We start from the raw sequence: 12,131 nt of genomic DNA on the forward strand, positions 1-12,131 counted from the left end.
ATGCCCGATGCGCTGTTGACCGTCGCACCGCAGCGGTGGGCGCGCTCCGCGTTCGCGCGCCTGCGTTCACTGTGGCAGCGCTGGTTCCTGTGGCTGCTGCTCGCGGTGCTGGTGTCGGTGCTGCTGGTCACGGTGGTGTGGCTCGCGGGGCGGCACGAGGTCGAGCAGGTGCAGGCGCAGCTCGACCGCGACACCGCCGATGCCGTGTCCGACCTGCGCAGCGGCTTCCAGCGCAACGCGCAGAGCCTGCGTGCCACGCAGACCCCGGGCACCGATCGCGCGCAATGGAACGATGCTGCGGCCGCCCTGCTGCGCGAGCATCGCGAGTGGCTGCGCATCGAATGGCGCGACGCGGCGCTGCGCCCGATCGAGGCGATCGACACGCCCTACCGCAAGCGCCTTCTCGACGAGGCCAGCCGCGGCCCCGAGCAGTCCGACGTGATGCTGGCGTGCGCGGCCGCCCGCAAGCTCGGCGCGGGCGCGTACTCGCCGAGCCACTATGTGCCGATTCCGGGCGGCGGCGGTGTCGAGGTGATGGAGTTCTGCGTGCCGATCGACGCCGGCGGGTTCCTCATTGCGAGCTATTCGCTGCGCGATGCGCTCATCGAGCTGGTCGGCCCCACGCTCACGCGCGGACAGGAGGTGGCCTTCACCGAGGCCGACGGCACGCGGCTGGTGGCACTGGGCAGCTCGCGCCGCGTGGGCACGCGTGTCTTTACCTCGCAGCAGCTGATCGACCTGCCGGGCACCGCGCTGATGCTGCGCGTCGACGGCTGGCGCGCCGCGCCCGACCTGTTTCCGAACATGCTCACGGCGCTGGTCACCGCGATCTCGATCGCGCTGGTGTCGGTGCTGGTGCTGCTCGCGCGAGACACGCGCAGGCGCCTGCGCGCCGAGCGCGACCTGGCCGATGCGCTCGCCTTTCGCAAGGCCATGGAAGACTCGGTCATCACGGGCCTGCGCGCACGCGACCTGCAGGGGCGCATCACCTACGTGAACCCGGCCTTCTGCGAGATGGTGGGCTTCACCCCCGAAGAACTGATGGCCGACAGCGCCGACGCCCCCGAGGCGCCCTATTGGCCCACCGAGCTGGCGCACGAATACCAGCAGCGCCAGGCACGGCGGCTGGCCGGCGGCATGCCGCCGCGCGAGGGCTTCGAATCGGTCTTCATGCGCAAGGACGGCACGCGCTTTCCGGTGCTGATCTTCGAGGCGCCGCTCATCAACGCGCACCGCGTGCAGACCGGCTGGATGAGCGCGTTCATCGACGTGAGCGAGCAGCGCCGCATCGAGGAGCTCTCGCGCGCGAGCCAGGAGCGCCTGCAGGCCAGCGCGCGCCTGGCCACGGTCGGCGAGATGGCCTCGCTCCTGAGCCACGAACTCACGCAGCCGCTGGCCGCGATCGCGAGCTATGCGAGCGGCTCGCTCAACCTGCTCGGGCCGAATGCCAAGGGCGACCAGGGCGAAGTGGCCATGGCCGTCAGGCGCATCGCCGAGCAGGCCGACCGCGCGGGCCAGGTGATCCGCAGCGTGCACGACTTCGTGCGCCGGCGCGACCGCACGCGAGAGGCCGTCGCGCCGCAGGCGCTGATCGATGCGGTGCTGCCGCTGGTGCGGCTGCAGGCGCGCAAGCTGGGCGTGATCATCGAGGTGGTGCTCGAAGACCGGCTGCCCGCGGCCATGTGCGACCGCACGCTGGTCGAGCAGGTGCTGCTCAACCTCGCGCGCAACGCGATGCAGGCGATGGACAGCCCCGACAACGTCGGCAGCCGCGTGCTGCGGCTGCGCGTGGCGCGCGCCGTGGCGGTGGGCGGCCCGGGCACCGAGGACGCGCGGCGCTGGCTAGAGTTCTCGGTGGCCGATCTCGGCTGCGGCATCGGCGAGGACGTGGCCGAGCGGCTCTTCACGCCCTTCTTCACCACGCGCGCCGACGGCATGGGGCTCGGCCTGAGCCTGTGCCGCACGGTGGTGGAGCAGCATGGCGGCGCCTTGATGCACGAACCCAACCGGCCGCGCGGCACGATCTTCCGCTTTACCCTGCCCAGTACATGATTCACCCCCGGGCTTCGCGCACTTCGTGCCGCTTCTCCTTCGCCCTCGCCGGGAGCGGCACCTGCGGCCCGGCGAAGCCGGCTCCGCGTTGTCCCTCCTTGAAGGGGACGCGCCTGTTTTTGGAATGGATATGCAACCGCTGATCGATGGACTCATCTATATCGTCGACGACGACGCCAGCGTGCGAGAGGCGCTGGCCTGGCTGCTGCGCTCGCGGCGCCTGGCCAGCGAGCATTTCGGCAGCGCCGAGGCGTTCGAGCAGTTGCTCGCGCAGGGCCCGCTGCCCGATCAGCCGCGCTGCCTGCTGCTCGACGTGCGCATGCCGGGCACCAGCGGGCTGGTGCTGTTCGACCGGTTGGCCGAGCGCGGCCTGCTGGACGCGATGCCGGTGATCTTCCTCACTGGCCATGCGGACGTGCCGACGGCGGTCGACGCCGTCAAGCGCGGTGCCTTCGATTTCTGCGAGAAGCCGTTCTCGGACAACGCGCTGGTCGACCGCATCGAGCAGGCGCTCGGAGCGTCGCTGCGGGCGCTCGAGGTGCAGCAAGCGCGCCGCAATCTTGCAGAGCGCGTTGCCGAACTGACGGACCGCGAGCGCGACGTGATGCGGCTCGTGGTCGAGGGACTGCCGAACAAGCTGATCGCCGATCAGCTGGCCATCAGCGTGCGCACGGTGGAAGTCCACCGGGCGCGCGTGTTCGAGAAGATGGAAGTGAAGTCGGCCGTCGAATTGGCGAACCGACTTCGGGACCTTTAAAAGGTCAGGCCTTTTCCGCCACGAAGATCTCGACGCGGCGATTTTGCGCACGGCCGGCCGCCGTGCCGTTGTCGGCCAGCGGTTCGCGCGAGCCGCGGCCGTCGGTCGTGATCGCGGTCGTCGACACGCCACGGCCCACCAGGTGGTTGCGCACGCTGTCGGCGCGGCTCACCGAGAGGCGCTCGTTGCCTTCTTCGCTGCCCGTGTTGTCGGTGTGGCCGACCACGCGCACGCTGGCGGCGGTGGCGGTCTTCAGGCCTTCGGCGACCTTGTCGAGCACCTGTGCGAGGTTGCGCTTGACGTTGGAGCGGCCCGTGTCGAACGAGAGCTCATTCGGAATGACCACGTGCAGCTGGTTGTCGGCGGTCTGCTCGATCACCACGCCCGTGCCCTTGGTGGAGGCTTCCAGGTCGGTCTTCAGGGCTGCCAGGCGCGCTGTCCAGCTGTTGGCGGGCGGTGCCGGCTGTGCGGCCGGCGCGGCTGCCGGCGGCGGTGCGGACTGCGAAGCGCAACCTGCAATGAACATCAACGCAGCCGCTGCTGCTGCACCCGAGACAAGAAGCTTCCTCATGAGTTTTCCCTCTATATGGACCATTGAAAAGATGACGGGAACCGGCCGTTCGATGCGGCCGGTTTCCCCTGTGGATGCGGCTTAGCCTCGCGGGCCGCGCTCACCCACGTAGATTTCGACGCGGCGATTCTGCGCACGGCCGGCGTCGGAGTTGTTGTCGGCCACCGGCTCGTGCGAGCCGCGGCCTTCGATGCGGAAGGCCGCTGCGTTCACGCCGCGGGCGACCAGGTAGTCGCGCGTGCTGGTGGCGCGGTCGACCGACAGCGGGTTGTTGATGGCGTCCGAACCGGTGCTGTCGGTGTGGCCGATGATGCGCACCTCGGCGTTCGGGTTGTTGCGCAGGCCACTGGCGAACTGGTCGAGCACCGGTGCGAAGTTCGGCTTGATGTTGGCGCGGCCCACGTCGAACGACACGTCGCTCGGAATGGCCAGCTTCAGCTCGTTGTTCTGCGTCTGGGTCACGGCCACGCCGGTGCCCTGCGTGGCGGCTTCCATCTGGCGCTTCTGGTTTTCCATGCGCTGCGACCACAGGTAGCCGCCGAGCGCGCCGGCTGCCGCGCCGACGACGGCGCCCGTGCCGATGGCACCGCGGTTGCCGCCGGTGGCCGAGCCGATCGCGGCGCCGCCCAGGGCTCCGATGCCCGCGCCGATGCCGGTGTTGCGTTGCGTGTCGGTCATGCCGCCGGCACAGCCGGACAGGACGATGGCGGTGGCGCAGGTGGCGAGTACGAACTTTTTCATGGGGATCCCTTTCGATGTTGAATCAAGCGGGCCAGAGCTTAGCCCCGGGAGCGTACGCGATGGTACGGGCTCAAGGCCCTACGGAAAATAAGAAAACCTTCGCCGTTGCCCGTGTTTGCTGCGATGATTGCTACTAAAGTAATAGCGAGCAGGTGCTTCTCCGACATGCGCGCGCGGCCCGCGGCTACGCAAGCAATTCACGGTTTGGGCGGCGGGTCGCGATCATCGGGAGCGCGGTCCGTTTCGGGCTCGGCGTCGTCGTGCAATTCACCCTTGCTGCGGCCGGAAAACATGGTCCACCAGATGATCAAAATGAACACGAGTCCCGCGGCGAGGGCTTCAAGCAGAATCAAACCCATGAGAAATGGACTCCAGTGGCTGGTCGGGCTTGCGATCGTAGCAACGCTCGCCGGCTGTTCCGTCGGCCCCCGCGTGCCCGACGCCCCCACCCGACCTTCCGCCACCCCGCCGCGCGACCTCGGGCCGCTGACCGGCTCGCTCACGCACCCCAAGAGCCGCTGGGTGCCGGTCGGCTGGGCGGAGCTCCCGGGCTTCGGCGAAGACCCGCTGCACGAAGCCTGGATCGCGCTCTTGGCCAACTGCTCGCGCCCCAACGCCGCCTTCGCGCCGCTGTGCCGCGAGGTGCGCCAGCTGGCCATCGCCACGCCCGAAGAGCAGCGCCAGTGGATGACCGACCGGCTGCAGCCCTACCGCGTCGAGTCGCTCGCGGGCCAGAGCGAAGGCAAGCTCACCAGCTATTACGAGCCGGTGTACGAAGCCTCCCGCGTCCCCAACGCCACCTTCAGCGTGCCGCTCTATCAGGCGCCGGATGGCCTCGTGCCCAAGCGCCCCTGGTACACGCGCCAGGAAATCGAGACCCTGCCCGAAGCCCAGGCCGCCCTGCGCGGCCGCGAGATCGCGTGGATGGCCGACCCCATCGATGCGCTGATGCTGCACATCCAGGGCTCCGGGCGCCTGCGCATCACCGAGGCCAACGGTTACCAGCACACGGTCCGCGTGGCCTTCTCGGCCACCAACGAGCAGCCCTACCGCAGCGTGCAGCAGTGGCTCATGAGCCAGGGCGTGAGCAAGGTGGGCAAGTGGCCCGACGACACCAAGGCCTGGGCCGTGCAGAACCCGCAGCGCGTGTCGCAGCTTCTGTGGAGCAATCCGCGCTACGTGTTCTTCCGCGAGGAAACGATGAGCGAGGTCGATGCGGCCTTCGGTCCCCGCGGCGCACAGGGCGTGCCGCTCACGGCGGGTCGATCCATCGCGGTCGACCGCGAGAGCATTCCCTACGGCACGCCGGTGTGGCTCGCATCGAGCGGGCCGGCCGCGCAGTTGCAGAAGCTGGTGGTGGCGCAGGACACCGGCAGCGCGATCCTGGGCGCAGTGCGCGCCGATTACTTCGCAGGCACCGGTCCCGATGCGGGCCGGCTGGCCGCGAGCGTGAACCAGCCGCTGCGCCTCTGGGCGCTGTGGCCGAGGCAACTGCCCGCACCTTGAACGGTGCGTGGTGCTGGAACAAATGCACCTGACCAGAACCTGAGCGTTTCACGCGGGTGTCATGCGAAGTGCCTAACTTCGCGGGTTGATTTCCTTTTCAACCCACGAAAGAAATTGCGCATGACCGCAAACACCCGTTCCGACGAATCCGGAATCGACCTCGACGATATCGGCACCAATCCCACCGCCAATCCCTCGTTCTCCGACCTGATCGCCTCGCGCCTGAGCCGCCGCAGCCTGTTCGGCCTGGGCGTGGGCACCGCCGGCACGGCGCTGCTGCAGGCTTGCGGCGGTGGTGGCGGCGGCGGGACCAACTTCCCCATCCTGCCGCCCGCACCCGCGCCGGCACCCGCCCCCGGACCCGCACCCGCGCCTGCCCCGGGTGCAGCGCCCCTCAAGCTGAACTTCAATGCCGTGGCCAAGAGCCTGGACGACGTGGTGAGCGTGCCCGCCGGCTACACCGCCAGCGTGCTCTATCGCCTGGGCGACCCGATCGCCGCCGGCGTGCCCGCCTATGCCAACGACGGCACCGACGCACCGGCCACGTACGACCGCCGCGCCGGCGACCACCACGACGGCATGACCTTCTTCGGCATCAACGCGTCGAACAAGTGGGACCCCGTCAACGCATCGCGCGGCCTGCTGGTGATGAACCACGAAGCCATCACGCCGCTGTTCCTGCACCCCACCGGCCAGACGGTGGTGGGCGGCGTGCGCACCGTCGCGGACGAAGTGCTGCGCGAGTTCTACCTGCACGGCGTGAGCGTGATCGAGGTCAACAAGGTCGGCAACACCTGGACCTACAAGCAGGACGCGAGCCTGAACCGCCGCGTCCACACGCTCACCGAGATGACCTTCTCGGGCCCGGCCGCCAAGACCGACGCGCTGAAGACCAAGTACTCCACCGACGGCAGCAAGACCCGCGGCACGCTGAACAACTGCGCCAACGGCACCACGCCCTGGGGCACGTACCTCACCTGCGAAGAAAACTGGGCCGGCTACTTCCGCCGCACCAAGGCCACCGACGACCCCAAGCGCACCGCCAAGGAAATCGCGAGCTTCAACCGCTACGGCGTGGCCAGCACCGGCCGCGAACTCTGGGCCACCGTCACGCCCGACACGGCCGACGGCCTCTATGGCCGCTGGAACACCGAAGTCATCGGCGCCACCGCGCTGGACGACTACCGCAACGGCTCCAACACCTACGGCTGGGTGGTCGAGATCGATCCGTTCGCACCCGCCAGCACGCCCAGGAAGCGCACCGCGCTCGGCCGCTTCGGCCATGAAGGCGCCTGCCTCGGCCCGGTCGTGGTCGGCAAGCCGCTGGTCTGGTACATGGGCGACGACTCGCAGAACGAGTACCTCTACAAGTTCGTCTCCACCAAGGCCTGGGACGCGGCCGACATCGGCGGCGGCATCGCGGCCGGCGACAAGTACATGGACGACGGCAAGCTCTACGTCGCGCGCTTCAACGCCGACGGCACCGGCAACTGGCTGGAGCTGAAGCTGGGCGTCAACAACATCACCGCGGGCTACGCCGGCTATGCGTTCGCCGATGCGGCCGACGTCGTGATCAACGCGCGCCACGCCGCCGATGCGGCCGGCGCCACGAAGATGGACCGCCCCGAGTGGACGGCCGTCAACCCGAAGAACGGCGAGGTCTACCTCACCCTCACCAACAACACGGCTCGCCCGGTCGGCGGCACCGACGCGGCCAACCCGCGTTCGTACAACGACCCGAAGGGCCCGGCCCAGACCGCGCAGAAGGGCAACCCGAACGGCCACATCGTGCGCTTTGCCGATACCGGCGGCGACCCGACGGCCGTGACCTTCAAGTGGGACTGCTACCTCTTCGGCGCGCGCTCGACCGCGGCGGCCGACGTGAACCTCTCGGCCCTGGGCGCCGACAACGACTTCTCCAGCCCCGACGGCATGTGGTTCAGCCAGGCCGCCCCCGGCCTGCTGTGGCTGGAGACCGACGACGGCAAGTACACCGACGTGACCAACTGCATGCTGCTCGCGGCACTGCCGGGCAAGGTCGGCGACGGCGCGGCCAAGACCATCACCAACGTCGACGGCGCCACCACCGGTACGCAGGCGACCTTCGTGGGCAAGGCCCCCGGCACCGACGGCCTGCGCCGCTTCCTGGTCGGCCCGAAGGACTGCGAGATCACCGGCATCGCCGAATCGGGCGACGGCCGCGCGCTGTTCGTCAACATCCAGCACCCGGGCGAGACGACGCCGGCCGCCAACATCGGCGACCCGTCGAAGTTCGGCAGCCACTGGCCCGAAGGCGGCACGGCGCGCCCGCGCTCGGCCACCGTGGTCATCACGAAGAACGACGGCGGCCTGATCGGCCTCTGAGTTCCTTGGCCCCGGGGCGAAGGCCTCGGGGACGTGCCTAGTTCAACGGCGCTGTCGGCAACGGCAGCGCCGTTTTGTATCTGACCTGCTTGAGCGCAAAGCTCGAGCGGATCTTCTCGATGCCCGGAATCGGCGTGAGCTGCTCCATGATGAACCGCTCCAGCGCCGCCATGTCGGCCACGGCGATGCGGATCAGGTAGTCGCTGTCGCCGGTCATCAGGTAACACTCCATCACCTCGTCGTGCTCGGCGATGCGCTGCTCGAAGTCGGCGAGCGACTGCTTGCTCTGCGTGGTGAGGCTGATTGAGATGAACACGTTGAGCCCGAGCCCCAGCGCCTTCGCGCTCGCAAGGGCCACGTAGCGGTCGATCACGCCGTTGGCTTCGAGCATCTTCACGCGCGCCAGGCACGGCGAAGGCGACAGGTGCACGCGGCGCGCGAGCTCCACGTTCGACAGCGCGCCGTCGCGTTGCAGCTCGTCGAGAATGCGCAGGTCGATGGCATCGAGTTGCATGAAATGCTTCGAAATCAAGAGGTGGCGGAATTTTATGCTGCGACCGCGGCATGGAATTGCCTGCGCCGGTAGCTAATTTTCCGCATGCCGGCTTAAAGTGCCGCCATGAACGCCCCGATTTCAGCCGACCAGATGCGCGCCCTGTTGCTCGACAGCCCCATGTCGCACGACCCCGATCCCGCAGAAACCGCCGAATGGCGAGACGCCTTCCTGGCGCTGGCGCAAACGCACGGCCCGCAGCGCGCGCGCCAGATGCTGGTGGAGCTGGCGCGCCTCGCACGGCAGCAGCGCATCGGCTGGCAGCCCGAGCTGGCAACGCCGTACGTCAACACCATCGCGGCGGAAGACCAGCCGCCGTTCCCGGGCGACCTCGCGGTCGAAGAGCGCCTGGCTTCGCTGATGCGCTGGAACGCGCTCGCGATGGTGGCCAAGGCCAACCAGGCATATGGCGAACTCGGCGGCCACATCGCCAGCTACGCAAGCGCGGCCGACCTGTTCGAGACCGGCTTCAACCACTTCTTCCATGCGCGCAGCGAGCAGCATCGCGGCGACCTCGTGTTCTTCCAACCGCACAGCGCGCCGGGCGTCTATGCGCGTGCGTATCTCGAAGGCCGCCTGAGCGAAGAAGACCTTGCGCACTACCGCCAGGAACTGACCGCGCCGGCCTTCACGGAAGGCAGCGGGGCGCGGGGCCTCAGCAGCTATCCGCATCCGTACCTGATGCCGGACTTCTGGCAGTTCCCCACCGGCTCGATGGGCATCGGCCCCATCAGCTCGATCTACCACGCGCGCTTCATGCGCTACCTCACGCACCGCAACCTGCTCAATTGCGAAGGCCGAAAGGTGTGGGGCGTGTTCGGCGACGGCGAGATGGACGAGCCCGAATCGATGAGCGCGCTGACGCTCGCCGCGCGCGAGAAACTCGACAACCTCGTGTGGGTCGTCAACTGCAACCTGCAGCGCCTCGACGGCCCGGTGCGCGGCAACGGCCGCATCATCGACGAGCTGGAGAAGCTCTTCGCGGGCGCGGGCTGGAACGTCGTCAAGCTCGTGTGGGGCAGCGACTGGGACGGCCTCTTCGCGCAGGACGTGAGCGGCGCATTGGCGCGCGCGTTCGCCAACACCGTCGACGGCCAGATGCAGACCTTCGCCGCGAAGGACGGCCGCTTCAACCGCGACAACTTCTTCGGCCAGAACCCCGAACTCGCGCGCCTGGCCGAAGGCATGACCGACGAGCAGATCGACCGCCTCAAGCGCGGCGGCCACGACCTCGTGAAAATCCACGCGGCCTACGCCGCAGCGGCCAAGCACAAGGGCCAGCCCACGGTGATCCTCGCCCACACCAAGAAGGGCTACGGCATGGGCAGCGCCGCACAGGGCAAGATGACCACGCACTCGCACAAGAAGATGGGCGACGTGGACCTCATCGAGTTCCGCGACCGTTTCAACCTGCCGCTCACCGACGCGCAGGCCACCGCGATGGACTTCTACCGCCCCGCCGAAGACAGCGCCGAGATGCGGTACCTCCGCCAGCACCGCGAAGCGCTCGGCGGCGCCATGCCGCGCCGCGAGACCGCGTGCGAGGTGGTGCCCAAGCCCGACATCGCGAGCTATGCGCAGTTCGCCACGGCCGCCGCCGGCAAGGAAATGAGCACCACCATGGCGTTCGTGCGCATGCTGGGCAACCTCATGAAGGACAAGGCGCTCGGCCCGCGCATCGTGCCCATCGTGGCCGACGAGGCGCGCACCTTCGGCATGGCGAATCTCTTCAAGCAGGTGGGCATCTATTCGAGCGTGGGCCAGCGCTATGCGCCCGAAGACATCGGCTCGGTGCTGAGCTACCGCGAAGCCACCGACGGGCAGATCCTCGAAGAAGGCATCAGCGAAGCCGGCGCCATCGCGAGCTGGACGGCCGCGGCCACCAGCTACAGCGTGCACGGCCTGGCGATGCTGCCGTTCTACATCTACTACTCGATGTTCGGCTTCCAGCGCGTGGGCGATGCGATCTGGGCCGCGGCCGACCAGCGCGCGCGCGGCTTTTTGCTGGGCGCTACCTCGGGCCGCACCACGCTCGGCGGCGAAGGCCTGCAGCACCAGGACGGCAGCAGCCACCTCGTGGCCGCGACCATCCCCAACTGCAAGGCCTACGACCCGGCCTATGCGGGCGAGATGGCGGTGATCGTCGATGCGGGCATCCGCGAAATGATGGTCGAGCAGAAGGACGTTTTCTATTACGTCACGCTCATGAACGAGAACTACGCGCAGCCTGACGTGCCCGCGGGTGCGGAAGGCGACATCCTGCGCGGCTGCTATCGCTTCGGCACGTATGCGCCGGCTTCCGGAAAGGCCAGGAAGAAGGTGACGCTGATGGGCTCGGGCGCGATCCTCACCGAGGTCGTGAAGGCTGCGCAACTGCTGGCCGATGAGGGCATCGAGGCCGAGGTGTTCAGCGTCACGAGCTGGAGCGAACTCGCGCGCGACGGCCTGGCCTGCGAGCAGCGCGCCATCGCTGGCGAATCGGCCGGCGAGGCGTTCATCGCTAGGCAACTGGGCAAGGGCAAGGCCCCGATCGTCGCTGCCACCGACTATGTGCGCAGCGTGCCCGAGAGCGTGCGCGCCTTCCTTCCCGAAGGCCGCCGCTACCTCACGCTCGGCACCGACGGGTTCGGGCGCAGCGACACGCGCGCGGCATTGCGTTCGTTCTTCGGCGTGGACGCGGCGAGCATCGCGCGGGCTGCGCGCTACGCATTGGCTTGAGCCCGGGCAGGCCTGCGTTAGAGTCGCGCGGTCCATATGACCGCCCGCTTCCAATCCCTCACCCCCACCGTCCGCCTGGCCGACCAAGTGGCCGATGCGCTCGCGGCCGAGGTGCGCAGCGGGCGCCTGTCCGAAGGCGATCGGCTGCCGACCGAGGCGGTGCTCGCCGAGCAGTTCGGCGTGAGCCGAACCGTGGTGCGCGAGGCGGTCTCGCGGCTCAAGTCGCTGGGGCTCGTGGATTCGCGCCAGGGCAGCGGCGTGTACGTGCGCGCTGCGGGCGTCGAGCCGCTGCGCTTCGAGATGCCGCATGTGGCCTCGCGCGAAGCGGTGATCCAGATGGTCGAGTTGCGCCGCGCGCTCGAAGCGGAAGTGGCCGCGCTGGCCGCCGAGCGCCGCACGCCGGAAGACGTGCAGCGCATCCGCGATGCCATCGATGCACTTCATGCCGCGGTGGCCGCGGGCGGCAACGGCGCCGACGAAGATGTGCGCTTTCACCGCGCCATCGCCGAGGCCGCGCGCAACCCGTTCCTGATCGGCACCCTGCAGTACCTGCGGCAGTTTTTGCACGGTGCCACCCGCGTCACCCGCGCCAACGAGGCGCGCCGCGCGGACTTCGCGCGCGAGGTCGCGCAGGAGCACGCGCGGATCGTCGAAGCCATCGAGGCCGGCGACGTGCTGCGTGCCCGCGAGGCCGCCAAGTCCCACATGGACAACGCGATCCGCCGCATCGAGCAGGCCGACCCCGCCTTCTGGCAGCAGGAAGGCGCTCAGCTCGCCCGGCCGCTGGTCGAAGGCTGGCCCGCGGGCAAGTAAGAAGCAACGAAGTGTTCTCTGCGGGTTTACCCGGGTCGGTCAGATTGACCCAAATT

Annotated in this window: 10 protein-coding genes; 6 read left to right on the forward strand and 4 right to left on the reverse strand. The window is 68.8% G+C overall.

Features of this window, described 5'->3' with window-relative positions; genetic code table 11:
* Together RT97_RS03415 and RT97_RS03420 are read left to right on the forward strand one after the other, a co-directional pair.
* A complete protein-coding gene (locus RT97_RS03415) occupies nucleotides 1–2,052 on the forward strand; it encodes a two-component system sensor histidine kinase NtrB (RefSeq protein ID WP_042577382.1) in 2,052 nt (683 codons plus the stop codon).
* Nucleotides 2,053–2,182: 130 nt separating this feature from the next.
* Nucleotides 2,183–2,809 carry a response regulator transcription factor gene (locus RT97_RS03420; protein ID WP_042577383.1) on the forward strand — a complete coding sequence of 209 codons (627 nt, stop codon included), beginning with the start codon at nucleotides 2,183–2,185 and terminating at the stop codon, nucleotides 2,807–2,809.
* Nucleotides 2,810–2,813: 4 nt separating this feature from the next.
* Here the strand turns inward: RT97_RS03420 and RT97_RS03425 are convergent, their stop codons facing one another.
* The 3 genes from RT97_RS03425 to RT97_RS33370 form a co-directional block, all read right to left on the reverse strand.
* Entirely contained in the window at nucleotides 2,814–3,380 is a 567-nt protein-coding gene (locus RT97_RS03425) for an OmpA family protein (protein WP_042577384.1), read from the reverse strand.
* Between the two features lie 81 nt (nucleotides 3,381–3,461).
* Nucleotides 3,462–4,121, reverse strand: coding sequence for an OmpA family protein (locus tag RT97_RS03430; protein WP_042577385.1), 660 nt, complete (start codon nucleotides 4,119–4,121; stop codon nucleotides 3,462–3,464).
* Nucleotides 4,122–4,318: 197 nt separating this feature from the next.
* A complete protein-coding gene (locus RT97_RS33370; protein WP_172672149.1) occupies nucleotides 4,319–4,480 on the reverse strand; it encodes a hypothetical protein in 162 nt (53 codons plus the stop codon).
* Here RT97_RS33370 and mltA point away from each other — a divergent pair.
* Nucleotides 4,479–5,627 carry a murein transglycosylase A gene (mltA, locus tag RT97_RS03435; protein WP_042577386.1) on the forward strand — a complete coding sequence of 383 codons (1,149 nt, stop codon included), beginning with the start codon at nucleotides 4,479–4,481 and terminating at the stop codon, nucleotides 5,625–5,627. The two genes, RT97_RS33370 and mltA, sit on opposite strands and share 2 nt — an antisense overlap.
* A gap of 120 nt (nucleotides 5,628–5,747) precedes the next feature.
* Nucleotides 5,748–7,991, forward strand: coding sequence for a PhoX family protein (locus tag RT97_RS03440; RefSeq protein WP_042577387.1), 2,244 nt, complete (start codon nucleotides 5,748–5,750; stop codon nucleotides 7,989–7,991).
* A gap of 37 nt (nucleotides 7,992–8,028) precedes the next feature.
* Here RT97_RS03440 and RT97_RS03445 read toward each other — a convergent pair whose 3' ends face one another.
* Nucleotides 8,029–8,505 carry an Lrp/AsnC family transcriptional regulator gene (locus RT97_RS03445; RefSeq protein WP_042577527.1) on the reverse strand — a complete coding sequence of 159 codons (477 nt, stop codon included), beginning with the start codon at nucleotides 8,503–8,505 and terminating at the stop codon, nucleotides 8,029–8,031.
* 105 nt (nucleotides 8,506–8,610) lie between these two features.
* On the opposite strand from RT97_RS03445, the gene mdeB reads away from it, so the two are divergent.
* Nucleotides 8,611–11,262: an alpha-ketoglutarate dehydrogenase gene (gene mdeB / locus RT97_RS03450; RefSeq protein ID WP_042577388.1), complete on the forward strand. Its 2,652-nt coding sequence runs from the start codon at nucleotides 8,611–8,613 to the stop codon at nucleotides 11,260–11,262.
* A 36-nt stretch (nucleotides 11,263–11,298) separates the two neighbouring features.
* Complete coding sequence (locus RT97_RS03455; RefSeq protein WP_042577389.1) at nucleotides 11,299–12,075, forward strand: FadR/GntR family transcriptional regulator; 777 nt, start codon at nucleotides 11,299–11,301, stop codon at nucleotides 12,073–12,075.
* Nucleotides 12,076–12,131: the final 56 nt, after the last annotated feature.

This window comes from Variovorax paradoxus (assembly GCF_000834655.1).
GTDB lineage: Bacteria > Pseudomonadota > Gammaproteobacteria > Burkholderiales > Burkholderiaceae_C > Variovorax > Variovorax paradoxus_F.